The 22,241-nt window shown below is 47.3% G+C and carries 36 protein-coding genes and 2 pseudogenes; 7 read left to right on the top strand and 31 right to left on the bottom strand.

What is annotated here, in order from left to right:
- Positions 1–40: 40 nt before the first annotated feature.
- The 8 genes from D8682_RS25290 to D8682_RS25255 all read right to left on the bottom strand — a co-directional run bounded on the left by D8682_RS25290 (position 41) and on the right by D8682_RS25255 (position 7,681).
- Positions 41–406 (bottom strand): DUF2190 family protein, encoded by a 366-nt coding sequence (locus tag D8682_RS25290; protein WP_121815483.1) that lies wholly within the window; start codon positions 404–406, stop codon positions 41–43.
- Between the two features lie 45 nt (positions 407–451).
- The gene (locus D8682_RS25285) at positions 452–2,536 is read right to left on the bottom strand and encodes a ClpP-like prohead protease/major capsid protein fusion protein (protein ID WP_121815482.1); all 2,085 of its coding nucleotides are present in this window, start codon (positions 2,534–2,536) and stop codon (positions 452–454) included.
- Complete coding sequence (locus D8682_RS25280) at positions 2,445–3,968, bottom strand: phage portal protein (protein WP_121815481.1); 1,524 nt, start codon at positions 3,966–3,968, stop codon at positions 2,445–2,447. The genes D8682_RS25285 and D8682_RS25280 overlap by 92 nt, the downstream gene beginning before the upstream one ends.
- The gene (locus D8682_RS25275; protein ID WP_121815480.1) at positions 3,968–4,192 is read right to left on the bottom strand and encodes a hypothetical protein; all 225 of its coding nucleotides are present in this window, start codon (positions 4,190–4,192) and stop codon (positions 3,968–3,970) included. The genes D8682_RS25280 and D8682_RS25275 overlap by 1 nt, the downstream gene beginning before the upstream one ends.
- 11 nt (positions 4,193–4,203) lie before the next feature.
- Positions 4,204–6,279, bottom strand: a complete 2,076-nt coding sequence (locus D8682_RS25270) for a phage terminase large subunit family protein (protein WP_121815479.1) — start codon at positions 6,277–6,279, stop codon at positions 4,204–4,206.
- Entirely contained in the window at positions 6,279–6,770 is a 492-nt protein-coding gene (locus D8682_RS25265) for a DUF1441 family protein (protein ID WP_121815478.1), read from the bottom strand. Before D8682_RS25265 ends, D8682_RS25270 begins: the two co-directional genes overlap by 1 nt.
- A gap of 181 nt (positions 6,771–6,951) precedes the next feature.
- Entirely contained in the window at positions 6,952–7,332 is a 381-nt protein-coding gene (locus D8682_RS25260; RefSeq protein WP_121815477.1) for a hypothetical protein, read from the bottom strand.
- Positions 7,333–7,375: 43 nt separating this feature from the next.
- The gene (locus tag D8682_RS25255) at positions 7,376–7,681 is read right to left on the bottom strand and encodes a hypothetical protein (RefSeq protein ID WP_162303052.1); all 306 of its coding nucleotides are present in this window, start codon (positions 7,679–7,681) and stop codon (positions 7,376–7,378) included.
- A gap of 135 nt (positions 7,682–7,816) precedes the next feature.
- Between D8682_RS25255 and D8682_RS25250 the strand changes: the two genes are divergently transcribed.
- Together D8682_RS25250 and D8682_RS25245 are read left to right on the top strand one after the other, a co-directional pair.
- On the top strand, positions 7,817–8,005 hold the full coding sequence (locus D8682_RS25250) for a type II toxin-antitoxin system HicA family toxin (protein WP_121815475.1): 189 nt from the start codon (positions 7,817–7,819) through the stop codon (positions 8,003–8,005).
- A 64-nt stretch (positions 8,006–8,069) separates the two neighbouring features.
- Positions 8,070–8,480 carry a type II toxin-antitoxin system HicB family antitoxin gene (locus D8682_RS25245; RefSeq protein ID WP_121815474.1) on the top strand — a complete coding sequence of 137 codons (411 nt, stop codon included), beginning with the start codon at positions 8,070–8,072 and terminating at the stop codon, positions 8,478–8,480.
- Positions 8,481–8,597: 117 nt separating this feature from the next.
- Here D8682_RS25245 and D8682_RS27375 read toward each other — a convergent pair whose 3' ends face one another.
- From D8682_RS27375 to D8682_RS25145, 22 genes and pseudogenes are all read right to left on the bottom strand, one after another.
- On the bottom strand, positions 8,598–8,720 hold the full coding sequence (locus tag D8682_RS27375; protein ID WP_255424156.1) for a hypothetical protein: 123 nt from the start codon (positions 8,718–8,720) through the stop codon (positions 8,598–8,600).
- A gap of 58 nt (positions 8,721–8,778) precedes the next feature.
- Positions 8,779–9,048 carry a hypothetical protein gene (locus D8682_RS25240; RefSeq protein WP_162303051.1) on the bottom strand — a complete coding sequence of 90 codons (270 nt, stop codon included), beginning with the start codon at positions 9,046–9,048 and terminating at the stop codon, positions 8,779–8,781.
- 374 nt (positions 9,049–9,422) lie between these two features.
- Positions 9,423–10,025: a hypothetical protein gene (locus tag D8682_RS25235; RefSeq protein WP_121815472.1), complete on the bottom strand. Its 603-nt coding sequence runs from the start codon at positions 10,023–10,025 to the stop codon at positions 9,423–9,425.
- On the bottom strand, positions 10,022–10,162 hold the full coding sequence (locus tag D8682_RS25230; protein WP_121815471.1) for a YlcG family protein: 141 nt from the start codon (positions 10,160–10,162) through the stop codon (positions 10,022–10,024). The genes D8682_RS25235 and D8682_RS25230 overlap by 4 nt, the downstream gene beginning before the upstream one ends.
- A 2-nt stretch (positions 10,163–10,164) precedes the next feature.
- A pseudogene (locus tag D8682_RS25225) lies at positions 10,165–11,640 on the bottom strand (DNA cytosine methyltransferase); the annotation flags it as partial.
- Positions 11,637–11,951: a Ref family recombination enhancement nuclease gene (locus tag D8682_RS25220; protein WP_121815469.1), complete on the bottom strand. Its 315-nt coding sequence runs from the start codon at positions 11,949–11,951 to the stop codon at positions 11,637–11,639. The pseudogene D8682_RS25225 and the gene D8682_RS25220, both read right to left, overlap by 4 nt.
- Before the next feature lie 155 nt (positions 11,952–12,106).
- Entirely contained in the window at positions 12,107–12,286 is a 180-nt protein-coding gene (locus D8682_RS25215; RefSeq protein ID WP_121815468.1) for a hypothetical protein, read from the bottom strand.
- A gap of 544 nt (positions 12,287–12,830) precedes the next feature.
- On the bottom strand, positions 12,831–13,229 hold the full coding sequence (locus D8682_RS25210) for a hypothetical protein (RefSeq protein WP_121815467.1): 399 nt from the start codon (positions 13,227–13,229) through the stop codon (positions 12,831–12,833).
- Between the two features lie 2 nt (positions 13,230–13,231).
- Positions 13,232–13,474, bottom strand: coding sequence for a hypothetical protein (locus tag D8682_RS25205; RefSeq protein WP_121815466.1), 243 nt, complete (start codon positions 13,472–13,474; stop codon positions 13,232–13,234).
- 11 nt (positions 13,475–13,485) lie between these two features.
- Entirely contained in the window at positions 13,486–14,352 is an 867-nt protein-coding gene (locus D8682_RS25200) for a hypothetical protein (protein ID WP_121815465.1), read from the bottom strand.
- Between the two features lie 176 nt (positions 14,353–14,528).
- A complete protein-coding gene (locus tag D8682_RS25195; protein WP_121815464.1) occupies positions 14,529–15,020 on the bottom strand; it encodes a class I SAM-dependent methyltransferase in 492 nt (163 codons plus the stop codon).
- Entirely contained in the window at positions 15,013–15,513 is a 501-nt protein-coding gene (locus tag D8682_RS25190) for a hypothetical protein (RefSeq protein ID WP_121815463.1), read from the bottom strand. Before D8682_RS25190 ends, D8682_RS25195 begins: the two co-directional genes overlap by 8 nt.
- Complete coding sequence (locus D8682_RS25185; protein WP_238392796.1) at positions 15,503–15,898, bottom strand: hypothetical protein; 396 nt, start codon at positions 15,896–15,898, stop codon at positions 15,503–15,505. The genes D8682_RS25190 and D8682_RS25185 overlap by 11 nt, the downstream gene beginning before the upstream one ends.
- A 1-nt stretch (position 15,899) precedes the next feature.
- Positions 15,900–16,424 (bottom strand): hypothetical protein, encoded by a 525-nt coding sequence (locus D8682_RS25180; protein WP_121815462.1) that lies wholly within the window; start codon positions 16,422–16,424, stop codon positions 15,900–15,902.
- Positions 16,421–16,570 carry a hypothetical protein gene (locus tag D8682_RS26860; protein WP_162303050.1) on the bottom strand — a complete coding sequence of 50 codons (150 nt, stop codon included), beginning with the start codon at positions 16,568–16,570 and terminating at the stop codon, positions 16,421–16,423. The genes D8682_RS25180 and D8682_RS26860 overlap by 4 nt, the downstream gene beginning before the upstream one ends.
- Before the next feature lie 62 nt (positions 16,571–16,632).
- Complete coding sequence (locus D8682_RS25175; RefSeq protein WP_121815461.1) at positions 16,633–16,926, bottom strand: hypothetical protein; 294 nt, start codon at positions 16,924–16,926, stop codon at positions 16,633–16,635.
- A 2-nt stretch (positions 16,927–16,928) separates the two neighbouring features.
- The gene (locus D8682_RS25170; protein ID WP_121815460.1) at positions 16,929–17,630 is read right to left on the bottom strand and encodes a DUF1627 domain-containing protein; all 702 of its coding nucleotides are present in this window, start codon (positions 17,628–17,630) and stop codon (positions 16,929–16,931) included.
- Positions 17,631–17,938: 308 nt separating this feature from the next.
- Positions 17,939–18,664 (bottom strand): annotated as a pseudogene (locus tag D8682_RS25165) (conserved phage C-terminal domain-containing protein); the annotation flags it as partial.
- A 16-nt stretch (positions 18,665–18,680) separates the two neighbouring features.
- Positions 18,681–18,881, bottom strand: a complete 201-nt coding sequence (locus tag D8682_RS27525) for a DUF4222 domain-containing protein (protein ID WP_370090885.1) — start codon at positions 18,879–18,881, stop codon at positions 18,681–18,683.
- Between the two features lie 67 nt (positions 18,882–18,948).
- On the bottom strand, positions 18,949–19,191 hold the full coding sequence (locus tag D8682_RS25155; protein WP_121815457.1) for a hypothetical protein: 243 nt from the start codon (positions 19,189–19,191) through the stop codon (positions 18,949–18,951).
- A 10-nt stretch (positions 19,192–19,201) separates the two neighbouring features.
- A complete protein-coding gene (locus D8682_RS25150) occupies positions 19,202–19,753 on the bottom strand; it encodes a toxin YdaT family protein (RefSeq protein ID WP_238392795.1) in 552 nt (183 codons plus the stop codon).
- 9 nt (positions 19,754–19,762) lie between these two features.
- Positions 19,763–20,014 carry a YdaS family helix-turn-helix protein gene (locus D8682_RS25145; RefSeq protein ID WP_121815456.1) on the bottom strand — a complete coding sequence of 84 codons (252 nt, stop codon included), beginning with the start codon at positions 20,012–20,014 and terminating at the stop codon, positions 19,763–19,765.
- A 104-nt stretch (positions 20,015–20,118) separates the two neighbouring features.
- On the opposite strand from D8682_RS25145, the gene D8682_RS25140 reads away from it, so the two are divergent.
- Positions 20,119–20,559, top strand: a complete 441-nt coding sequence (locus tag D8682_RS25140) for a helix-turn-helix domain-containing protein (protein WP_121815455.1) — start codon at positions 20,119–20,121, stop codon at positions 20,557–20,559.
- A gap of 210 nt (positions 20,560–20,769) precedes the next feature.
- Entirely contained in the window at positions 20,770–20,928 is a 159-nt protein-coding gene (locus D8682_RS25135; protein WP_121815454.1) for a DUF1391 family protein, read from the top strand.
- A 57-nt stretch (positions 20,929–20,985) separates the two neighbouring features.
- Here the strand turns inward: D8682_RS25135 and D8682_RS25130 are convergent, their stop codons facing one another.
- Positions 20,986–21,195 (bottom strand): hypothetical protein, encoded by a 210-nt coding sequence (locus tag D8682_RS25130; RefSeq protein WP_121815453.1) that lies wholly within the window; start codon positions 21,193–21,195, stop codon positions 20,986–20,988.
- A 301-nt stretch (positions 21,196–21,496) separates the two neighbouring features.
- On the opposite strand from D8682_RS25130, the gene D8682_RS27370 reads away from it, so the two are divergent.
- The 3 genes from D8682_RS27370 to D8682_RS25120 all read left to right on the top strand — a co-directional run bounded on the left by D8682_RS27370 (position 21,497) and on the right by D8682_RS25120 (position 22,155).
- Positions 21,497–21,628: a hypothetical protein gene (locus D8682_RS27370; protein ID WP_255424155.1), complete on the top strand. Its 132-nt coding sequence runs from the start codon at positions 21,497–21,499 to the stop codon at positions 21,626–21,628.
- Positions 21,625–21,804 carry a DUF1482 domain-containing protein gene (locus D8682_RS25125; protein WP_121815452.1) on the top strand — a complete coding sequence of 60 codons (180 nt, stop codon included), beginning with the start codon at positions 21,625–21,627 and terminating at the stop codon, positions 21,802–21,804. The genes D8682_RS27370 and D8682_RS25125 overlap by 4 nt, the downstream gene beginning before the upstream one ends.
- Positions 21,805–21,876: 72 nt before the next feature.
- On the top strand, positions 21,877–22,155 hold the full coding sequence (locus D8682_RS25120; RefSeq protein WP_121815451.1) for a hypothetical protein: 279 nt from the start codon (positions 21,877–21,879) through the stop codon (positions 22,153–22,155).
- Positions 22,156–22,241: the final 86 nt, after the last annotated feature.

The raw sequence follows: 22,241 nt of genomic DNA, 5'->3' as shown, positions 1-22,241 counted from the left end.
ACCTCCAGAAAATCCCCACCTCATCAGATGGGGATTAATATTAATAACCGATACGTACCTGGCATTTTGGGTCGGCTGATGCTGCGTTATTCCATGCCGTACCCGCAAACGGATAAGCGACTGGTGTCGCGGCACCATCATCTGCCACATTTGTAATAGTACCGTTCGGAGATAGATATAGCTTATCGCCCTGACGCCAGATGCCCCCAGGCTCTTTCGGAAAATCAAAGACACCGGTCATCAACATGACACCATGGCCGCCAATCGGAATATCACCTGCAGCGACACCGGTACCAGGAGCTTTATCGGGGGAGCCCAGAATAATGAGATCACCTGATTTAACATCGGCACTGGTATCGTTTGTCCAGTCCATCGTATTGCCATCTTCGTAATAATTCTTTGCCATCTGTTTTGACTCCGGATTAAAAATGGGGCTTACGCCCCGTCAGATTTACTTGCTGGATTTAGCAGCGACAGTACCCGTGGATTTCAACAAACCGCGGTAATCCATCGGCGCGACACCAGCATCAATGCGCACTTTCATAGTGACACCATCAACCGTAAAGCCATCAGTGGACTCCACGACTGGCGCAGCATTGCCATCAAGATACGCAACTTCAATGGTGTCACGTCCCTTCGCTGCCGTCAGATACCAAGCGTTTTCATCGGCATCATCCAGTCGAGGATCAGCAATGATGGTGGCCATGTTTTGCACTGGGTTTTTAATATTGGCGTTATATTCAGCGCCTGGAATACTAATAGAATGCAGCAATTGGTCAGCCAATGTTTCCTGCACGGTCGGCACCAGCAGGAATTCAGGAGAAATATTTAGATGACGACCAGTTTCCGATTTCTGGCGCTTCATTTGTGAACGGGCATCCGATAATGCTTTGATGGATAACACTCCATTAATGAGGTTTCCACGTTCAGCATCAAATAATGGCAATCCATCAAATTCAGGGTTGCTGATTAATACGTCGTACACCAGATCGCCAATGGTCGCTTTTGCCGCAGAACCCATGCCAGAAGGCACTGTAGTAATAAAGCTGAGATCATCATTGATAATTGCCTGACGGTTAATACTGAATAATTCACCATACGTGGCCAGAATAATTTTCGCGCCGCGATCCCCCACGGTCACATATTTATATTCAGCTCCTGGGCGGACTTCTCGTAGAGTCGGGAAGGAATCAATTCCTACACGATGTGCTGCCTTAAAATCTGGTAACGTACCGGAGCGAGTCCATTGATCAAATGTTTCTGTGGATTCATCCCAACCGGCCAGAGCTGACTTAGTGGCGACATCCATCAAGATGTAAGGGAAATCACTGGAATCATGGGTAAACGCCATACCAACAATTTCATAACGCCCCTGCCCCGCCACACCAACACCGCGATCAGTCAAAGATACGCGCGCCAGTTCCGCCAGAGTCATGCCAGAATATGGGTTATCTTTTTCACGTACTCCTTTACCAGAGCGCGCCATGATGATGTTTTTAACGCAATCACCCACTACATTCCCATTATCGGCATATGGTGTCCATCCACCGAGCGGCTGGCACTGAGCACCCATTGCATCCATAAGCCGTTCGCGTGCAACAACATCGGTACACAGCATATCGTTTTCACATTCAGCTTTTAATGTCTGAAAAGCTGGGAATTTTTCAAACACATTTGCTACAGCTACGCGCCGCTGAGCATCCTTTTCCTGCATCATCTGCATGGCGCGCGCGGCCACATCGCCGATATCAACGGTCGCAGCAGGCTGCTGTGGTTGCTGTGGTTGCGGTGGGGATTGAGTTGGTTGTTGAGTGGTTTGCGCATGTGGAGCGAACCAGTTTTTTGCGGCTTCTGGCATTTTTGAGAATTCCTTCATTACGTTATTATTGATGCTCGCTGCTATGGCCATCTCTGGCAGCAATACGTCAGCAAACCCTTTTTCGACCGCTTCAGATCCAGTCATCCATGTCTCTGCATCCATCATTGTTCGCAGTTCAGCGTCATCCAATCCGGTTTTTTGGGCATAAGCGGAAAGGATATTTTTTGTATGTCCATCGAGGAAATCGGCATACTCCCTCATTTCGTTTGCATCCCCCATCATCCCGCCCCATGGATTGTGAATCATGATCCAGGCATTCTCAGGAATGTGTACTGTTGCATTGGGAAGCATAGCGATCACCGATGCCATGGATGCCGCCATACCATCAATGTAAATATTCACCGCACCAGTGAGGCGTGCCAGCGTGTTATAAATGGCAAATCCATCCAGCACACTTCCCCCAGGTGAGTGAATTCGAATATCCACTGCCGGCGCAGAAAAAAGGCCCGCATCGCGGACCTCACTCAGTAATTGTCTGGCCGATATTCCCCAGCCACCAATGCTGTCAAAAATAATTACCTCTGCCGGCTTGCTGCTCGTAGCGGCAGAGACTTCATACCAGTTCTCATTTCGACTTTCCGTCTTCAGGCTTGCCTGGGGAAGAATTAACACTCCCTCCGCCTGCAGATGGATTGTCGTTTGCGGGATCTGTGTCATAAATAAGTCCATGCTCCTGGTTGTATTTGATTTCACGCTGGCGTTGACGTTTCACCGCATCAGGATTACGCCCGCGAGCCCTTGCCCATTCAGCCTCTGACGCCGCACCGCCACGAATTTGTATTTTCCACGCTTCATTCTCTTTCACCGGATCAATCCATGGCATTACGGGGCCTAGATAGATGGCGTTATAAAGTGATGCAGGAATAACATCAGAGGGAATTTCATTTCTCGGAAACATATCTACCCAGGTACGATACAATGGGCGAATAATGTGAGAGGTAAACCAGTTTTGAAGAATGGCGTATCCTTCCATTGATTCAATAAGTTCCTGACGTTGTGCGGAATAACTGCCATTATAATCACGAGAAATACTGGAATATCCTGTACGGGTACCGGCGGCCACTGCTTTCAGTTGCCCATTACGGAATTCAGCCAGATGAGTGTTTGGCCGATTAGATTCCAGCATTACCAGATCTTCCCCAGGTGCTAATCGGTCATATATCTGGCCAGAGGACATCTCAAATTCACGGTCCTTTGCTTCCTCGCCATTCCAGTCACCATCACTATCAAATGTACTGGCATCACCTCGCTTAATATAAAAACCCAGTGATGCAGCGATACGAGCGGATATTCGTTCCGACTGTTCATATTCTTTCAAATCAGCAATGCGTATTAATGCCGGAGCGAAAAACGACACGCCGCGCAACTGATGAATGCGTTTGCGAAAAGCCAGGTGTAGCATATTTCTGGCTGGCACTTTCTTCATAGCACCACTTCCCACCACTACACTACTAGGATGAACCTTCAAAACGTGATAGGCGATTGGCCGCCCCCAGCTATTTACATCGACACCCTGGACTGTTTGCGCACCTTCGTTACCAAACGTACTAAAATTCATCGGAATTAGATCAGGCTCTAGCATCTCAAAGGCTAGTTTTTCCGGCGTTCTGTGAATAAGTCCTGGCGCATTACCCTGCACCAGTGAAACAAATACCTCCCCATCACGCATTGCCGTCCGGAGCATCATCCGTTGTGCTTCAGCAAAAGTATGCAACCCCGTCACATCGGGACTTAGCGCCCACTCAGCGAAACGAGCCGCCAACATCACTGCAAATTCTTCATGTACACTTCCGTCGGCCCGCAATGGATGTGGTTCAATCTGGATGCCATCGGCTCCTACTACCCGATCTTCAATTTTATCCAAAATCCCAGCCGCAAGATCGTGGTTTTCATCCAACCAGCGAGCCTGCTCACGCAGCGAAGCAGCTCCGCCAGAAACAGCACTATTCGCTGTTCTACCCTCGCGTTTTGCTGCATGTGTTCTGGTTGGTTTTGCTGCTTCATAAGCCTGTAATTGCATCCTGGCTTTCGCGCGACGCGCAGCCCATCCAGGTGATACCGAGGCCAGCATTCGTCCAAGCACTCCCATCAGTCACTCCTGAATCTCACTCGCGAATAAGATTTACCACCGCCGCCGGTGGCATTTTTATAACGTCGATCCCAGCGTAAAAAAATATCCTCCAATTCTTTAATGCTTTGCCTAGTAACTGAGCGATTATTGACACCACCAAAACTTACGCTTTGTGCATCCATCGCATCACGCAATGCGGCACGCGCAGCGTCACGCATCTCTTTAATTTCTTCTACCGTCATTGTTCAGCCTATTAAAAAAATCCCCGCGTTTCTGAAAGAGGCGGGGATTGTGTTTTTTTCTCTTCTGCATGATCTGCTGGTAAGGATTTTGTTGCTGTCCACACCGGTGGGATTTCCCTTATCCCTATTTCCTGCGCATATGGAGGAGGCCTGCTCCAATCGATTTTGTCGTATCGCTTAATGATCACCATGGCATGGCAGTAACACATCAGATCTAGGGCTTCGTTAGCACCCTTACCTGGCTTTTTCCATTTGCCATCAGCCCCTCGTTCCTCATAGGTCAATTCTTCATAAAACCATTCACCGAGCCAGTCTGGAAAATGGACAAAATTGGGACCAGGTACATCCCTACTCAATGCATTACTCATTCGGTCTTTTAGCTGATCAGTCTGCAAAAGATACAGAGGCACATCACCGCGTGCATCTGCCGATCTGTCTGAGCGTTTTGTGTTATCAGGGAAAAATTGATTAACCAACTTACTGCGCGTATGACTATCACCCTTGAACAAATAGACTCTGCGTTTCAGGCCTTGCTTACGACAGCGACGCCAGAATGCATACGCATTCCCCGTCACACCATCCTCACCACCAGAATCCACTGCCATCCACTGTATACCCATGGTCCGCTTATCATCAGCCTGTAAGCGATACTCCTTATCCAGCACGTCAGAAATCAATAAATCCCAGTCCTCCGGATAGCCGGCTGGATCAATCTGAAGTGCTTCACCATGTGAATTGCAACGAAGGGAAGTTTTTATATTGAATCGGTCGATTACCCACCGCTCACCATGCTGACCATAACCGACAACCTGCACCACAAAGCGGCGCTTCTTACCACCCTGCACGTCAACAGATGCCACTAAGAAACGTACTTTCGGCGGTACCAGGCGCTTACCATAATCCTCAGCCCTTGCCATCAGTTCATCACCACGCCGTTGATCCACTGCGGAACGCGGCAGGTATGGGATCCCCCAGTCAGTATTGATGACTGCTTTCAGTGTTTCTTCACTTCCCGTCGCCTCGTAATCCTGTTCAGCGGTCAGCCGTTTATAAACGAGCTGCTGTAACGTCTGGTATGCAGCTGCGGGTCCCTCCATCCAAAATGAAGCGATTCTTGAGCGTCTTGGTTCTCCACCACGCTCACCCAGTTTATTAATCGTTTCGCCGTCGCGCAGCCAGATACCCAGACCATTGAGCTCGCGCTTTTTATCCGCTTTAATTTCACCCGCGCAATGTGGGCACTGAATAAAAGCCGCTTCACTGGCCATAACTGGATCTATGATTTCTTGATAACCAGCGACAACAGCCGCACAGGGTTGAAAATATTCGCAGCAATGTGGGCATGGCCAATACCAGCGCCGGCGATCGCCACGGTTATAGAGCGACAATATTCCCGTCGCTGGCGGGGCTTCATGCGGAGAGGTTGGTCGCCATTTAACATTAGTAATATCGCGCCCAGGTGAACTTTCCACGAGCGTCATACCGGATGACATAAATGTTGTAGTACGCTTCGAGGCCAGCGTAAAACCATCACCTTCGCCATCGATATTTTCGGGAAATCGGTCATAGTCAGTCAGCGCCACGCACTTATAATCCGACGACGACATGATATTGATGGATGGCCAGCCAATCTTCAGGTAATTCCCATTCAGGAATGTTCTGTCGTAGACGTTGTTGTCGTTGCGGTTTGGGCTGAGTCTTTTGACCATTTCAGGACTGGAACGGAATGTTCTCGCTAGGCGTTTTTTGGAGTGTTCCCGCGCCTTTTCTTCTGTCATCTGGATAATCAGCATGTCGGAAGGATCGCAGACAACGTTATAAACTACCCACCCATCAATCAGACCAATCGTTTTACCTGTTCGCGCCGGGCCAACAAATATCACCGCATCAAACTCACGCGACGCCAGGCAATTCATTGCTTCAATGACATAGGGTGCAACCAGAGGATCCCAGGGAACTGAGTTACCGGCCCCCATTGGCACGCGCATAAATTTCGCTACAGCATCAGCCACCGGCATTCTTCTCGGGGCTTTCATCATGCCAGATGTGTTTTTTCTGGTGACGCTCGATGTTGCCTGAATCGTCATTACTCCTCCTGCGACGCCTCCTCCTTGTCATCATCGGCATCATAAATTTTTTGCGCCATCTGATCCCGCAGGTCATCGATGATGTCCTGAACTCTTTTCACTGCAGAGGGTGTCAATGCGCAATCCCGCTCCAGTATGTCTGGCAAAGTTTCCAGTGTTTGCACAACAGCCTTAATGATTGCCGCGAAATCTCTGGCAACATCACTCGCAGGGATTAACTGTGATGTTTCTTGCTCAAATTTCAGGCGCTCGCGTTCAGACTGATACCATGCCTTACGTTCGTGGGCATCCATATCATCATCATCGCTCGGTGGTGCCGCGCGCATTAATTCCCCGATGACGCTGGTCAGTGAATAAAGCGTCAAGTTACTTCCGTTACCACCAGTTGGCGGGATGTTCTTCAGTCTTGCGCTAACTGTCTGACGGTGCATCCCAGACAATGCTGCCAGCTGTGCAATGCTCAGTTGAAGGTTCTTCAACTCCTGATCCATAACGGCTCCAGTGGTGAATAAAAAACAATCACTTTCACCACTGAAAAAAAATTAAATTAAAAATATCAAAAAATTACACCAGTGGTGATGATTCAAAAAAAATACAAAAAACTAGTTTTTCTCCGCGATGTTTTCGCCCGTGGAGGCCCCACCCCCTCCAGGAGGACCCGTGAAAATAAGGTCAGGAATGTCCGGCGGCATTGCTTTCAGTTGGCCACTTAAACAACACCGCGCCACTATCCAGTATGTGCACTGAATCCCCCTCGCATAAGCTGATAAGGCGCATGCCATCGGGATGAGCCGACCCAGCCATCCACGTCATATGTTCACCGCGGCTTCCATCGAATTTAACAATCACGCACACATCACTCTCTGCAATCCGATCCCCAATGCGCAATGCTTTTTCATCGGGTTCAATATCGGTGATACGTGTTGTCATCGGGTCGCTAATAAAACCCAATAGTTCATCAAATCCTTGGTTATGTTTCGCTACGAGTGAGATAGCACGATTGGTTTGAAAAGCAGTGGCGACGCCGTTGAGCATTAAGCGTATCGTGAGCATTTTGAATCCTCGATGGAATGGGAATGGTCGAAAGGCAGCGGGTTTAATGCTGGTTACTAAGACGTGACAACAGCTTTTTTTCAAACAGAGTGACTATCGTGACACCAGACCAGGACGATATTCCGCACGCTGCTGCCGTTGCGGTATAATGCCACTGAAAGCGAACGGCAAGCATCAGAATCAGCGCACTGGCAAACGTCGAAATGATGATCTGACAGATGGCACCCCAGAACGATACAGGGATGCCATTCATAACACGGTGGGCTATTTTCGATAAAACTCCGAGAATCGTTAAAATACAAACGAGAAAATAACCCGCGATTTCGTTTTCTGGCGGTTTGAAGGGCACGGTTTTTCTTCCATAAAAAGGCCCACCAAAGTGAACCATGTAGAATAAATAAAAAGTGGGTATACAACCCACAAATTACTTTACATCATCCATGTGGTGGGTATAATAACCACATCAAGACGAAATGGAGGATTGATGAGTAGTGCAGAGTTAATAAAACGACTAATAGCTGATGGATGGGTTAAGCAGCGGCAAAGTGGGAGCCACGTAACGCTGACTAAACCAGGGGTTCGGAAAATCATCACCGTACCCCACCCCAGAAAAGACACATCACGGGGGATTATCCGGCAAGCTCAGGAGATATCAGGTCTTAAGCTGTTGTAACTCAGGGAGCGGTGAAAGCCGCCCCTTAACACTACTCATCAATTGGCTGAAACATGAGGTATTTATGATTTATCCACTTTTTATATTCAAAACTGAAAGCGGCGAGTATGACGGTTATTTCCCTGATGTTGAGGGGTGTTTCTTTGCCGGTGATACTCTGGAAGCGGCTATACGTGATGCTGAGTCAGCTTTCAGCCAGCACATGGAAGTATTAACCGAGCAAGGCGAGCATGTGCCAGCACCTAAAGAGCCAGGCATTTATGTTGGAGATGAAAGGCTGACTCAGGATGGTGGCTTTATGGCGCTGCTGGATATCGATCCAGGCAAGTATGAAACCAAGGCGGTAAAATTTAATTTAACGATGCCTGGCAATCTCATCACGGCTATCGACCGATATATTGAAAAGAATGGTCGCTACAAAAACCGTTCTTCTTTCCTTGCCGAACTGGCGAGAAAAGAAATTGCACGGCATTAACCCCATGCTCAGAAATACAGAACCCGTCTTATGGGCGGGTTTTTCATATTCGGATTGCGTACTTATCGGCGCTGTCATCGTAGCGCCTATGCGAAACCCAGCACTGAGCTGGCTATCCTATCCGGCGGGTTCTAAGCGTATACTTTTCTGCTGATCAGTCTGGTGAGTTATATAGGCATACTTCGGCATGCCATCAATAATGGCAATGACGACTTTTCCCAACACGATTTTTTCGTTCATAGACTTCTCCAGATATAAAAAACCCACCGAAGTGGGTTTTTATTATTGATGAAAATAATTATTCAACTTGAATGACATCGTACAAAACAGGTGTCAAAATTGGGCCTATTACTTTATTCCCACCTATTTCTATTGGAATGGATAAGGGAGAGTTCAATGGAATATCCATTCTCCCATTTACAGGGTGAACGAATGCAAATACGTTCACCTCGTTAATGGTTGTCATTCCCATGAATACACCAATTTCCATCCCATGCAGCTTAAACATCTTACCAGCAGCCTGACCAGTGCCACCGTTTTCCATATAATAACCAATACTTTTACTCATATTTACTCCAATCATTTGCATATGCATGGAGCATGTTACAGATAGATTACTATCAGAATATTGGTTAAGTTTTTTATTTTTAAATTAGTTACATATTCATACCATCAGTACGTCGCCACGGGAATCCGACCGCAGATAACGTCATCTCCGCACCGCCTGAAATCAATCAGGCATCAGTTTGTGCGGTCTTTCCACTTTTCTACTTCTTTTTTAAAACTCCCATAAACGACAAAACCCGCCTTGTGAGCGGGTCTTGCGTTATGTTTATTCGCTTGTCGTCGCTGCCATCGTGGCGCAGCTTTGCTAAGCATGAGTGAATTATTGACTTTTCTGGGTAGATTTCAAGTTTTCTACCAACAATAAGCACAATTGATTCATTTTGTGTGTTTTTTTACCGATAAAAAAACCTTCGACCTGAATATCTGCAAACACCATTTAACCCGTTCGCGTGCTTTGTCACTGGATAGCCATGGCGCAATTTCCTGCAATTCCCGCGCTATATCCGAAATCTTTTTGCGGGTGGTGTAATAACTGATGCCAATTCGATAAACCGGATCATCCGATGTAAAGCACTTCAACACAGCCTGCTCAATTAAATCTGCATCATCCTTCTGGCTGGCCTCATCGATCATCTCACTCAGTGTGACCGCCCATAAAACAGTATGCGCACGCCGTACAGCCTCGCGCCCTTTATAACCTTCTAATCTGGCCTGCTTTAGAGCCGCAGTGATGCAGGATAACTGACTGTCAGACCACTCTTCTTCTTTTGCTTTTGATACGAAACGATTGCAGTTCTCAAGCCTGTATTGTGCGTGGGTTTTACCACCGACGCACTCACCCCAGACCGTCAGTAATGATTGTATCCACGCCGATTGGATGCCAGTGAGTGGGGTAAATCGCCCTAACCAGCGTTTGTGTGGCGCAGCTGCTGCGCGTTCTATTGCTGCGTGATGCGCTCGGCGTTCTTTAGGGGTCATTTTGCGGTTCCTGCGATTAATCGTTTGGCGTAGTTCTGAATAATTCGGTAATCCACCAGCACTGAACCGGCGGAACGGAAACAACGAAGGGCGAGCCATCTGCGTCTCAGCTCAAGGATGATGACTGGGTGTGTCATGAAATAGCCCTCGCAATGCGTTCACCTATCCAGCGCATGACAGGTACTGCCATGCTGTTTCCAATAGCTCGATAACGTGGGCCATCCGCCGCCCTGCCGCAGCACTCCTCGAAAGTGAGCATGCCGTTACGCATCAGATATTTTGTGTAATCTGCTTCCATTTTTTCGGCCCTAATAACTCTGCCATATGGAATAAGGGTGTGATCATCGGGGAAGCCCTGGAGGCGCTCGCACTCACGTGGGGTCAGGCGGCGGACCTGCATATCGTGTGCAATGGCTGGAGGTTGCCCGCCGTTAGGATTGCTGTTATTTGAATTACCGGCACGTAATGTTGGTGAGAGGTTTTCTATAGCATCGCCGCCGTAATCTTTACTGCTAAAGGCGATCGCTGTCGGATTACGCGACATTAAAGCGGGAGATAAATTTTCAGTGGATGCAGACTGTGTACCGCTCATGCGCTCAGGAAACGCCAAGGCGTATGTTTCCAAATCCTCAGCAGTGCTGCTGCTCTCCTTCCCTAATAGAGTTCGGCTTGTATCGGAATATGCCACCGATGTCACAGCCAGATCGGTTGCGTCTTTATAATCCCTCGCTTTACAGGTAGATGCGGTTTCATCATTGGCATATTCGCCAAATGCCTTCATCCGATAGGCACCGACAATACCCGCACCGCGCTGGCTAAAAATTTCTTGATTGCTTAGGCCAATGCCACCGACATTGTTTGATTGATTCAGGGTTGGATGTGGGTTAGTTGAGTTGTCCCAGTGGCTACCGTTGTCAATGCGGTTTCCAATATGGCTGGAAGTTTTCGCCCCCTCGCCTCTGCGCGGCGGAGTATCCCGGCGCATGCTGTCGCGCTCAAAAAGTACTTTTGTGGGATCAAAGTCGTCTCGAGCACTTGCGATAACGAACACACGGCGGCGGCGTTGGGCCACTCCGAAAAATTGAGCATCAAGGACTCTCCAGGCGACAACTCTTTGTGGTCCATACACACAACCAGCGTTTGACCATTTTTTCCCTGATGGCTGCAATTCGAGACTTTCGCCGGCAAGTCCTGCCAAAAAGCATCCAAAGGCATTATCTTTGGTGCTGAGCACTCCTGGAACGTTTTCCCAGACAAAAATTGCTGGTTTTTCTCCGCGTTGTCTTCGTTCGTCATCGATTGCATTTGCCAATTCCACATAAGAGAGAGTTAATTGCCCGCGAGCATCAGACAGGCCTGCACGCAAACCAGCCACGCTGAATGCCTGACATGGTGTGCCGCCCACTAAAATATCTGGGGGAATAATGCCGCGGCGAATACCGGCGGCGATTTTGGTCATGTCGCCAATGTTTGGCACCCACGGCCAGTGATGTTCTAAAACAGCGCACGGAAATGGTTCTATTTCTGAAAACCATGCTGGCTTCCAGCCCAGAGAATCCCAGGCTATGCTCGCGGCTTCAATACCACTGCAAACGGATCCGTATGTGATTTTCATGCGGCCACCAGCCCCAATTCCTTACGAACTCGCTCAAGCAGCTCAAGCTCAGTACCGAATTTGGCTTCCCATGTTTTTGGGCAATCGTGATATGACATGCCAATACCATGGAATTGATGATGTATAGGGCAAAGAGGTAGTGTTTCGAAATGACTGGCGCGCTGGCCTTTTCCTTGACCTGTGCGGATATGGTGGATTATTGCAGGGCTGTCTGGGTAACCGAGGTTTGAACAAACAATGCAGCCCAGAGCAGCAACGCGTTCAAGGTGTTGTTGTTCGGCTTTGGTTTTATGGGTGCGTTTCTTGCTCATGCCGCACCGCCTGGGTGCAGACAAACAGAAACACCGCGACAACTGGATGCGGTGTGAGGATGTGGGGTAAGACTTGATTTATTCGCCATCTCAATTCCTTGGATGGCGTAGCGGTTCTGGCTGTCAGGTGTTCAGGCTGACTTGATTATTATAAATCAATTCTCCGTGACTGTGTAGCCTGCCGCCTTGAGTAGTTCAATCATCGTTGGAAAATCTGCGACATGCTGCGTTTCCCTCAATTTTACCGGTACAAATGATTTATCAGCCAAATGATAAACCTCATAACGCCCCACTCCATGTAAATCAAAATATTTAATAAGCTGTTCACTTGTCATTGATTTTAATCCAAAGGTGGTATGTTCTCCCGTCAGGGTTTTTCAGGTTTATCCTTGTGCGTTAATCAAAGTTAGTCGCACTTTATGCTTAGTGCTAATAGGCCATACAGATCGAATTGGTACTTATCGATCGAATTTACCGATCAATAGTCTTTTTGATTGATAATCACTCAGTGGTTGACATGCTGAAATGATTCATGTCTGAATGTTTATAAATAATTCAATGGATATATTTGAAATACGAGAGTTGTGTTGCGGTAATGCTGCTCAATCTTTGATACGCCGCGCTTGTGTTTATTTTGTGAGTTAAATGTAAAACATTGTTAATGTATCACCAGCCATAACGGGACATTTATCATTGCAATTATTACGCAACATGACTATTTCTGCCGGATGAATTCATTTAGACAATCATTAAATCTGTAAATGTATTTGGGGATGTACTGTGTATTTTTCCAGAACGTTGGCGATCTGGTTGAGAGAGGTAAAAATTGTGATGGTCAGCAGATAATAAAAAACCCGCCGTAGCGGGTTAATAAATGATTTAGGTTTTTTCAGTATCTTCTTGTAAGGCTTGATTGTAAATAGCTAAAGAATGGTCAACATCTGAGATACATTTAGCTATTTCTTTACTTCGCAGGGCTGCCAACGCCGAATCAATTTCTATCACTTGTTCAGGCGTTGTGCCTGGCTGAGATTTTAGCTTATTTAGGTTTTTTCGGGATCTGCGCAAATCAACGGCAACTCGTACATCCTCTTGGCTTGGAACATTTATAAACGTCAGAGCCAGAAGAAAGAAGTGCGAAACAACAACGGCTAAGCCTGGAATAAAAGAGTTAAAATCAGAAGAAAGCCCAATAAATGCACTCCCCTTTAGTAAAACCATATTAGCTAAAGGTGTGCACCAAGCCTGCCCAGCAAGATATTTTTTATGCTGTATCATTGCTAGGCATCCTGCTTCAAATCAGCATCACGCCGTATCTCATTTAAAATAGAGACAAGCGCCCTAGCATCTTTATCGTCCAAAGAAGTTTCACGAGTGTGCTTTACCCCTTCATGATCAAGATAAGTTAGCTTTAATGTCTTGCTTGGCTTTAACCAGACCAGCACGTGATAAACCACATATCGGGCTGCCAGAAAACTGGCAACCGCAGCAGTGATTATCAACATGACACTCAAAATGGACATTTGGCTACCTATCAAAGAATACGACGATCTTCTGCTGCACGATGCCGCACAACCTGGGTGATAGTGTACGTGGGATTTCCAAAATTACCATTGGTCTCTTTAACAGATTTTTTAACATCCACCACAAAAAGGTCATCTTTGCTGAAAGTCATCTGATTGCTAGTAACTCTAGCCATGAAAGCATCATCCTCCATGCGTACACCAACTTCATCGCCGTTTGGTAAAATCATCTTCCAGCCAGTATTTGAAGTAAAGCTTAGTTTAGTAAACTTCACATTTAGCTGAAGCTCATCCACATGGGTCACCTGTTCAATAGTATGACGAACTGGTTTGTACGGCGCAGAGCTGTCCTGAGGGATAATGATTACGTCTTCTCCAGCATTTTTAATCCTGAAACTAGATGTGCGTTCCGTTTGCAACGGCTGATACACAAGTTTGGATATTTCGTTGCGAATAATTGGGCTGGTAACTAATTTTTGCACATCATTAGAGCAATTGATTGATTCGCCATCAACAATCAACGTTGCACTGTTGTTTGCCTCATCAATTATTACTTCTTGCGGCTTGCGCCCCCTTAACCATTCAATTACCCCCATCAAAGTACCAGCTCCTGCCCCAGCGGCAACTGAAAAACCAAGTAACTGGAGGGTAGATAGGCTTCCCAATACTGAAACTAAAAGAGTAAAGGATCCTTCGCGAGTCGCCCTGATGTTTACTTGAGGGTCAGCAGCCTCACCGTGTAGAATTTTTTCTGCGTTTTCAATTAAACCACTTAATGAAGTGAGCGCTTCGCCTAAGGTTTTTGCATCAATTTCATTTTCGGAGTAAGCGTCGCCACCATAGGCGATTTCAAGCTCAGTAACTTGTTGGACGGTCATCAGATACCCTTCAAATAGAAAAGAAAATTAGTTGAAAGAAAAAAATTTCTGCAAAGATACATTATTGAAAACAAAAAGCATCATGGTAATTCATTTAAATTCGCCGGAAAAATGATTACGCGCAAAATGACTTCTTTACCGCTGACTTCAGATTGACCATCGGTGCTTCCATTCCCTTATCCATTGCTGGCCTCCTTCACAAATAGAATCCAGTGAGTTTTGTCACCCTTGCCTGTACGCTGGCCAATCACTGGCTTCTGATCTGTTAGCGCCAGAATTTGGCTGACCGGTATCTGCGTTTCGTTCCATTTGAAGATGAGCACACCTTGTGGCCACAACACTCTGAACGCCTCAGCGAACCCGGCGCGCAAATCGCTACGCCATGTTTTTTTGTCGAGCCGACCATATTTCTTACCCATCCAGGCATTTTCGCCAACACGTTCAAGATGTGGTGGGTCGAACACGACGACAGGGAAAGAGTCGTTAGTGAATGGAAGTGCACGAAAATCGGCAATCAGGTCCGGACGAATGACCAGGCGGCGACCGTCGCAAAGCATGTGTTCTTCGCTGCGAATGTCGCTAAACACTGCGCGCTCATCCTCCTTATCGAGCCAGAACATGCGGGAGCCGCAGCACATATCCAGAATTGAAGGTGTGGGGTTAGTCATGGGTGGACTCCTTGCGTTTCTTCAATGCTTCTTTGTAGCTGGCCTTTGCCGCTTTCTTTGTGGGCTTCCAGTCGCCTTCAACATCTCGATACGAATCCCAATAGCACCGGGAGCGTCGATACATCCGGTACTCCCATTTTCCACGGATATAATCAACCTCTCGATATTCGAACTTCGGAAGGTTTACCCCAAGCCATTCGCCGAATGATTCGACCACTTCAGAATGCAGGTAATCGTCATATCGCGTTCTTTTCTTCGGCTCAGGCAAGGCGGAAATTGCTGCAACCTGGCCAGCTTCCGTTACCCGGTAAACCACATCACCACAGGTATGTTTTGGTGCCGGGTGAGAGGTGGCAAATCCCTTCTCGACGAGCGCTGACCAGACTTTGCTGTCTGAGCTTTCAGTGCTCGCAAGAAAATAGTTTCGGTATGGCTCGCGGTTGCGCTCATTGATGCCCAGAGCGTGCTGCATAAGTTCAATGTTATTGCTCATCGTTATATTCCTCGTCATACCAAAGGAACTCACCGCATTCGGGGCAATGCCCATGCTGTTCAGCAACATCAGATTCTGGTTGATTCATGCCGCAACGCTGGCACGCAACCGCGCCTGCTTTGTTAATGGCATCACGCACGCTCTGCTTGTAGTAATGGTGAAATGCGAATGTCAGACCAAGTTTTGTTGCGCTCTGGTTCTTTGGGCTCAACAGGCCAAGTTCTGTGGCGATATAGGTAGCCGTCCCACCGGAGTGATAACCAGCGGCACGCTTCATTACGGTTTCAGCCAGGATAGTCCTGAAGTCGGTACGCCCGAAGTTAGTACCCTCAAACGCTTGATTCACTACTTCATCGGTAAGGTGCTTGTCGCAGACGATAGCCATGCTATTTCACCTCACCCTTGCGCAGCTCTTCGGCGAACTTTTCAGCATCCTGAGCCACCATTAAACAACGTGAAGCGCTTCCATCAGTGACGCCATGCTTTTCCCAGTGCGTAGCCCATTCACGCTCGTTGGCTGCAAACTTCTCCACGCCCTGCGCCTGAATGTTTGCAATGGCGGCGTCGGTGGCAGGTATTTCGGCCTTGCTCAAAATTGCTAGCGCTAGTCCACAGAATTCATCTTCAACACACTCTGATTGTGCCGCGCCATCACCTGCGTGTTGAAGCCCATGCTTGTAGCCTGCGGCATAGACGTTTTCTGACTGTTCGCATATCTTGATATTTTCTATCGTCAGCAGGCGCCATCTTTGAGTTAACTTCGCACTCTCCGCCACCAGCGCATCACGCTCACTTTTGAGCACGGCGTAATCAGTGGCCAGCACGACATCAACACAAAATCCGTAACCCATCGAATCCGGTACCGGCGGTGATAAGTCACTCGGTATGGCTGTATAAATTTTTACTGTCATTTCCCTGCTCCTGAATAATTTTTAACTTTTTCGTTCCATACCGTAATGGCTTTAACTTCTGCGGTTTCCCACGCCCTTCCGCCTTTGCTGTAACCGGTTGCCACTCGCAGACATTCACAGGTGCAGGCGATATTCACGTATCCCATTGCACACCATGCACCTCGTGGCTCGCGGTGGATGATTCGAGGCCTAACTCCCTTAGGGCAATTTACTGGTATTGGCATGCGCGCACCTTTGCCAGGCAGTCATTAAACAATTTCATACCCGCACTCACGCCGAAACCGGATGGCATGGACATCGATGACGCGGCGTAATACCGGTAATGACCTGGCCTGCCCTGAACCTCGATCCGATGTTCTTTGAAAAGTGCTGAAAGCGCTGTGCCCGCCGTACTTGATTTAATCCCGAGCCCTTTTGCAATCTCACTGGCGCGATGGCCTGGATTGTTTTTGATAAAATCAGCAACCTGAGATTTGACTGTTTCGTCCGGTTTGTTTGTCATGGTCATAACCCCAGTGAACGTTGCAGACGGGTCTGCGTGCGAACGGTCACGCGCAGTTTTTCGAGCTGCACCAGGCGGCTTTTGGTTTTGCGAATTTCGCCGGCGATAATTTTCGGTGTCAGTGCGGCCGGCTGACCGTTCGTCGATACTAATTGCGGAATAGTGTCGACAAATGCGGTTGAGCTTTGAGGTGCAGGTGTCTCGGTTTTTTCAGGAATTGATGCAGTTTTTGGAGTTTCTGTAACGGGAATTGCGGGTTTTGATGCGCTTTCAGGCAACTTTGATGCACCGAGTGCCGTTTTGCTGACAACGTTGAAATGAAATACGTTGCCGCGCTTCTCGCGCACAATACGGCCCTTGTTAACCGGCATGGCCAGCGTGGACGCTACCGTTCTGACGGTGGTATCAGCCAGTTTTGCCAGCTGCTCGCTAGTCATGGCACCATGCTCATGCAGGAGTTTTACCAGTACGGCCTCGTTAATTTTGCTTGCCGGTGGCTTCGTTTTTTTCGGTACCGCATTGGCTGGTTTTTTTGATGCCCTACCGGTCAACTGCCAGTACCCATTCACCTGGTTGACTTCGCCGCGATCCTCATGGTCACGCAGCATGGCCAGCGCATCAGGTGCGTCAATTTTCATCCGGGCGGCCATTTCGCGAGCGGTCGCCTTTTCCATTTTTTTCAGCACTTCCAGAATCGTTTCCATAGCTTTCTCCAGAATCAGGCATTAGCCCGGTTAATTTTTTCGTTGTCATGGATGCGCTGGGCATTGTCCTGCCAGAGCTTGTCCCAAATTTTTTTGGCGACCTCAGGAGACATATTTTTAATGCCTGCCGTGGCGGCTGATTTTCGCGTCGCAAATTCGATGGCGCTTTTTTGCATGATATTTATGCTCGTACCGAGAAAGCGTTTGCGGGCAATATCCCGCTCTTCGGTGTCGATTTCGACTGGCTTACTATTCAGTGCAGGCCTACCATCGTCATGCCACTTGCGGGCCAGAGGCAGATATCCCTCAAAGTTTTCAAAACTAAAAAGTGTCTTCGGGGAAAGGTACTGGGACATTTTCAAATCGTTAGCCCAGAGTTCAGTGCGGTGATCGATAACCAGGATCAACTCGTCAGCGACGTATTCCCCCACCAGCAGCCCGTTGATAAATCCCATCGTGGTTTTGCCATCCTGGAACTTTGCACCGGTAGTTCGGTTCATGTGGTTTAAAACCCGCAAAGCCGGATCGTCGAAATCGTCTGGCAGTTCGTCTGCCTGACACTCTTTTTGTTTTATGACTGGTTCTTTGACTGGTTCAAAAGAGTGACTGATTCTGGGTGAATCTGGTTCACTACCCCGTGGTGAATCTGGTGCACTGGGTGGTGAATTTGCTTCACTACCTAGTGAATCTTGTTCACTACCCTCTGGTGAATCTTCTTCACTAGGTGGTGAATCTGTTTCACTATCTTTTAGTCGGGAAATATCCCCATTCTCTGGGGTGAGGTAATACACATTACTGGCATTACCATTCATACCTTTCCGGAACTCTTTTCTGAGAAAGCCACACTGACAAAGCGCACTGATATGATTCATCACTGAGCGCCTGGTTATTTCGCAATGCTCGGCGATATGCTGATAACTCGGCCAGCACTCCCCTTTATCGCTGGCGTTATCAGCCAACTTCAGCAACACCAGTTTGCGAAGCGGATTTCCGACCTTAAGCTTCATGACCCGAACCATAAGATCCATGCTCATAATTCACCCCGCCTGTTCACAACTTCACCTCAACTTCTATAAACTTTTCGAGAAACTTCTCACGACGCATTTCACAGTTCATGTCGTACCCATCGCGCCGGTAAATAATCGTTTTCACGCCTGCTGTAATCACTGTGAGTCCATTCCCATATCGATCCTTATAGCGCTTGGCCACAGGGCGAACGGTGCCGCAGCTGCATGGCGCGGCTCCTGGCATATTCCGCTGCAACAAACAACGTAATCGGGTCTGAACGTCACACATGATTACCTCCGATTTCCTCGGGCTATCTTTTCCACTTCGGCAATGCTGCTTGCCTGATAGGCTCACGGCGCTCTGGAGTGGCTGGACGGGTGTTGTGTTTCGCAAAGAATTTCGCCTTTGCGATAACTATTTCAGTGCCGGCGTTCGGGTTCGTGCGTTTGTAATCCATCGCATGTTCCACCGCGGCACCCGTCTGGCTGTCGTCGTAACTTGCAGCCAGCAGGATTTTTTTGAGCTGACCACGCAAGAATTCTTCATGTCGCATATTTGGCACCTCAAACTATTCCAAGGGTCATGGTTACCATGTCCATCAATGGCGAGATTAAGCTCGGATCCAAACGAAACATGGAGATAATCCCTTCGCTTATTTCCTTCAGTTTTTGATGCTCAGGGGCATCCATTGCGACAGCCTGTATGGCCTCGGATGTCTCCTTCATTCCGGTGGTGACCAGCAGCATTTTCAAATCTGGCGCGATAACACGATTGCGGAACTCAACCGGCAATACATCCAGAATTGCTGGCGTGAGGATCCGGATGTATTCGCGATACCGTGGCGAATCACCATCAAGCCAACGGAAAATCTTTTGTTTTTGCCTCGCTGTATCGTCGGGCAATTTAAGACCGGCACTGCCATGCGCTTTCCAGGCATTAACGATCATGATTGCTACGGCTTCCTGCCCGCCTTCGCTCGCAGCCCAACCACGAACAGCACAGCGAATATCTTCATGCGATATGTCGCAATCCGTTTTGCGGCTTACCGACTGATGCGCAAACATCAGATTTTTGCCGCGCCGATTGCTATTGTTTTGGTGCAGAGCGATTTGCATGATTCATCCTTAAATGTTGGTGCTGATATTCTGTTGATCAGCTGGTAGGCCATCGGTTGGATTAGGGTAGAGATCAGGGCGTAACTCATGAGGGCTGATGCCAGAAATGGCGGCGACATGAAGAACGCGGCCAGATGGGACAATGCCCTTATATTTATTCTTCCAGCGGCCAACAGCCTGCTCGCTAATCCCGAGCTGTTCGGCAAATTTTTTAGTGGACCCAAGGGCGTCAATTGCTCGCTGTAGTATTTCGATGCTCATTTTTAGTTTCCGTATTGAAGGTTGAATAAATTAAACCATCAGTTTCATTTAAACGCAACCTACAGTTTGTTTTTGGTTCGCAACCTTTGGTTTATAATGTTGATATGAAAAAAGAAAAAACTTTGACGTCACCGCCTTTGGCGGAGCGATTGAATGTGCTGATGAAGCGATCTGGTGTGAACAAGTCTGGGCTGGCACGGATTTGCGAAATAACGCCGCAAGCGGCTGGCAAATGGTTCACGACTGGAAATATCAGTAAAGAATCAGCCATTAAGATAGCGGATTCTTTTGGTGTATCACTGGCATGGTTACTGGGGGATGAGACATCAGAGAATGCCGCGCCAGTAGAAGATGACTACAATCCTTCCGAACTAAATGACAGGCACAGAGCACTACTAAAGCTATTTGATAGGCTTCCGGAAAGTGAAAAAGATCATCACATAGAGGCCTTAAGGCTTACCGTTGATAAATACGATAAGTTATTCAAAGAATTAATAAAATCAAGAAACATTGATGAAATAATACAAGCTAAAAAAGAACAGTAAGCATATCCCCAATGAAAAAAAACCGACTTTTTGTCGGTTTTTTTTCGTCAAAAATTCAGCCACTTACAACCTACAGTTTAATTATTTTGATTGCTGAGGTTGCAATAGGTTTAAACTGCTGGTTTAATTACTCCATCGACAGCTACTAAGCGTAGCGGTTCTGGCTAAACGTTCCGCTACCCAGCGTCACAGGGCTTAAATGGAGAAGAGATGGAAAAGCATGATTTTGGAAACAACGAAACTATGGCAACTGGCGTTGTTAATAACAACAACGGTACCTGGACCGCTCTTACTTTCACTAAAAGCAAAACATTCAAAACTGAATCTGGTGCAAATCGCTGGTTCGCTCGCCAGAGCATTAACGACTAATACCAACTGCCCAGTGTTATAGGGTCTACGGCAGAGCTAATACCCTGCCGTGGTAGCTTAAGCGTCTTTAAATTTTTCTAACAGGTCACGAAAAATAGCCCCATGAAGAGTCATCAGGGATTCATCTCTGTCAAATTCGGAGCCTACTAAATTGGAAACATTTGATGAGTATCTATCCTCTGGTGCAGCAAGCAGTCCAGCAAGAATGATGGATGATTGCTCAAGTAAAAATTTATTGCGTTCAGCATCATCTTTGAACATAGACATAATTTTATCTTCCATTGAATAGTGATGGAGAGCACCACGTTACAGCGTGGAGTTCATGAATCGGGCACGGATGAGTACCCAGCAAGAAAGGTTAGCATCAGTCTTAAAACGTTAATAAAGTTGAAATATTTAAAATTAAATAGGCTTTGCAGTGCAGTGAATGCGGCTAAGCGCTCGCGGCACAGCGGAAAGAGACTCACCGTTTTGGGTAATAAGGTGTCAGTCACAACGACCAGCTGGTTGTGACTACCGGGAGGCACCCGGCACTGCACCGCAAAGTCTGATTTTATCGAGGTGATTTATGGATACTTCATATTGGATACAGGTCGCACACGTTAAAATTGCAATCGCAGTATTTACTCTCGATATGGATATGCTTGATGAAGGTATCCGCCAGCTCCGTGAGGCTGAAATTATGGGCGGTGCTTTATGATTGCCACCGGTGTTTTATTTTATTTGACCACCGCCGCGTGCTCTCCGGTTAATGATGCTTGCGAAGAAGCAGTATTGACCATCCATACGAGCCAGGAAGTTTGTGAGTTGGTTATTTTAGAAGAAAGAATATTTAATGGCCAGTGCCTTCCAGTTGAAGGTATAGCTCGCCAGTAATAAAAATTTAATTCATCTATTTATATGCCTGCAATGGCAGGGATTTTTGCAATCAAAATTTAAGGATTAAAAATGTTTAATAAAATATTCACTCTTTATAAATTAAGCCATGACGTTGCCGAAGTTACTGCCAATGTCGATGGCGAATCATTCGCTTTTATTAAAACTCAGCCATGTGGAAAAAACATAGTTTTATTTTCTGCTGGCATTGTGCATGACGCATTTCCTGATGGTAAGTCAGCTATTGATGAGCTGGAGCGCATCTGGTTGCTTATCCGTGAAGCGGAAACCAAAGCTCTTTCTAAGGTTCGCACAGGTTCATGCACTCAAAGTGAGAAGTGGAAAGCGTGACCGGTATTTGCACCGGCTGCGGATCCTCTTTCGATGCAGCCGTGCTTAAAGAACTTCCAACAGGGCATAAATTTAATCCCGGAACC

It is taken from the genome of Buttiauxella sp. 3AFRM03 (assembly GCF_003675305.1).
Classification (GTDB): Bacteria; Pseudomonadota; Gammaproteobacteria; order Enterobacterales; family Enterobacteriaceae; genus Buttiauxella; species Buttiauxella ferragutiae.
This window is presented reverse-complemented; position numbering and strand designations above follow the sequence as displayed.

Bases quoted from the DNA above. Each gene is read 5' to 3' on its own strand.
- D8682_RS25215 (WP_121815468.1), bottom strand. From the start codon at position 12,286: ATGACAAGTGAACAGCTTATTAAATATTTTGATTTACATGGAGTGGGG.
- D8682_RS25280 (WP_121815481.1), bottom strand. From the start codon at position 3,968: ATGGGAGTGCTTGGACGAATGCTGGCCTCGGTATCACCTGGATGGGCT.
- D8682_RS25220 (WP_121815469.1), bottom strand. From the start codon at position 11,951: ATGAGCAAGAAACGCACCCATAAAACCAAAGCCGAACAACAACACCTT.
- D8682_RS25205 (WP_121815466.1), bottom strand. From the start codon at position 13,474: ATGTCCATTTTGAGTGTCATGTTGATAATCACTGCTGCGGTTGCCAGT.
- D8682_RS25230 (WP_121815471.1), bottom strand. From the start codon at position 10,162: ATGACACACCCAGTCATCATCCTTGAGCTGAGACGCAGATGGCTCGCC.
- D8682_RS27370 (WP_255424155.1), top strand. From the start codon at position 21,497: ATGGATACTTCATATTGGATACAGGTCGCACACGTTAAAATTGCAATC.
- D8682_RS25145 (WP_121815456.1), bottom strand. From the start codon at position 20,014: ATGAGCATCGAAATACTACAGCGAGCAATTGACGCCCTTGGGTCCACT.
- D8682_RS25125 (WP_121815452.1), top strand. From the start codon at position 21,625: ATGATTGCCACCGGTGTTTTATTTTATTTGACCACCGCCGCGTGCTCT.
- D8682_RS25275 (WP_121815480.1), bottom strand. From the start codon at position 4,192: ATGACGGTAGAAGAAATTAAAGAGATGCGTGACGCTGCGCGTGCCGCA.
- D8682_RS25120 (WP_121815451.1), top strand. From the start codon at position 21,877: ATGTTTAATAAAATATTCACTCTTTATAAATTAAGCCATGACGTTGCC.
- D8682_RS25240 (WP_162303051.1), bottom strand. From the start codon at position 9,048: ATGAGTAAAAGTATTGGTTATTATATGGAAAACGGTGGCACTGGTCAG.
- D8682_RS25195 (WP_121815464.1), bottom strand. From the start codon at position 15,020: ATGACTAACCCCACACCTTCAATTCTGGATATGTGCTGCGGCTCCCGC.
- D8682_RS26860 (WP_162303050.1), bottom strand. From the start codon at position 16,570: ATGGGATACGTGAATATCGCCTGCACCTGTGAATGTCTGCGAGTGGCA.
- D8682_RS25130 (WP_121815453.1), bottom strand. From the start codon at position 21,195: ATGTCTATGTTCAAAGATGATGCTGAACGCAATAAATTTTTACTTGAG.
- D8682_RS25290 (WP_121815483.1), bottom strand. From the start codon at position 406: ATGGCAAAGAATTATTACGAAGATGGCAATACGATGGACTGGACAAAC.
- D8682_RS25180 (WP_121815462.1), bottom strand. From the start codon at position 16,424: ATGACAGTAAAAATTTATACAGCCATACCGAGTGACTTATCACCGCCG.
- D8682_RS25250 (WP_121815475.1), top strand. From the start codon at position 7,817: ATGAGTAGTGCAGAGTTAATAAAACGACTAATAGCTGATGGATGGGTT.
- D8682_RS25200 (WP_121815465.1), bottom strand. From the start codon at position 14,352: ATGACCGTCCAACAAGTTACTGAGCTTGAAATCGCCTATGGTGGCGAC.
- D8682_RS25235 (WP_121815472.1), bottom strand. From the start codon at position 10,025: ATGACCCCTAAAGAACGCCGAGCGCATCACGCAGCAATAGAACGCGCA.
- D8682_RS25170 (WP_121815460.1), bottom strand. From the start codon at position 17,630: ATGGAAACGATTCTGGAAGTGCTGAAAAAAATGGAAAAGGCGACCGCT.
- D8682_RS27525 (WP_370090885.1), bottom strand. From the start codon at position 18,881: ATGCCAGGAGCCGCGCCATGCAGCTGCGGCACCGTTCGCCCTGTGGCC.
- D8682_RS25285 (WP_121815482.1), bottom strand. From the start codon at position 2,536: ATGACACAGATCCCGCAAACGACAATCCATCTGCAGGCGGAGGGAGTG.
- D8682_RS25210 (WP_121815467.1), bottom strand. From the start codon at position 13,229: ATGATACAGCATAAAAAATATCTTGCTGGGCAGGCTTGGTGCACACCT.
- D8682_RS25185 (WP_238392796.1), bottom strand. From the start codon at position 15,898: ATGGCTATCGTCTGCGACAAGCACCTTACCGATGAAGTAGTGAATCAA.
- D8682_RS25155 (WP_121815457.1), bottom strand. From the start codon at position 19,191: ATGCGACATGAAGAATTCTTGCGTGGTCAGCTCAAAAAAATCCTGCTG.
- D8682_RS25270 (WP_121815479.1), bottom strand. From the start codon at position 6,279: ATGACGATTCAGGCAACATCGAGCGTCACCAGAAAAAACACATCTGGC.
- D8682_RS25245 (WP_121815474.1), top strand. From the start codon at position 8,070: ATGATTTATCCACTTTTTATATTCAAAACTGAAAGCGGCGAGTATGAC.
- D8682_RS25135 (WP_121815454.1), top strand. From the start codon at position 20,770: ATGGAAAAGCATGATTTTGGAAACAACGAAACTATGGCAACTGGCGTT.
- D8682_RS25150 (WP_238392795.1), bottom strand. From the start codon at position 19,753: ATGCAAATCGCTCTGCACCAAAACAATAGCAATCGGCGCGGCAAAAAT.
- D8682_RS25265 (WP_121815478.1), bottom strand. From the start codon at position 6,770: ATGGATCAGGAGTTGAAGAACCTTCAACTGAGCATTGCACAGCTGGCA.
- D8682_RS25190 (WP_121815463.1), bottom strand. From the start codon at position 15,513: ATGAGCAATAACATTGAACTTATGCAGCACGCTCTGGGCATCAATGAG.
- D8682_RS25260 (WP_121815477.1), bottom strand. From the start codon at position 7,332: ATGCTCACGATACGCTTAATGCTCAACGGCGTCGCCACTGCTTTTCAA.
- D8682_RS25140 (WP_121815455.1), top strand. From the start codon at position 20,119: ATGAAAAAAGAAAAAACTTTGACGTCACCGCCTTTGGCGGAGCGATTG.
- D8682_RS27375 (WP_255424156.1), bottom strand. From the start codon at position 8,720: ATGAACGAAAAAATCGTGTTGGGAAAAGTCGTCATTGCCATTATTGAT.
- D8682_RS25175 (WP_121815461.1), bottom strand. From the start codon at position 16,926: ATGACAAACAAACCGGACGAAACAGTCAAATCTCAGGTTGCTGATTTT.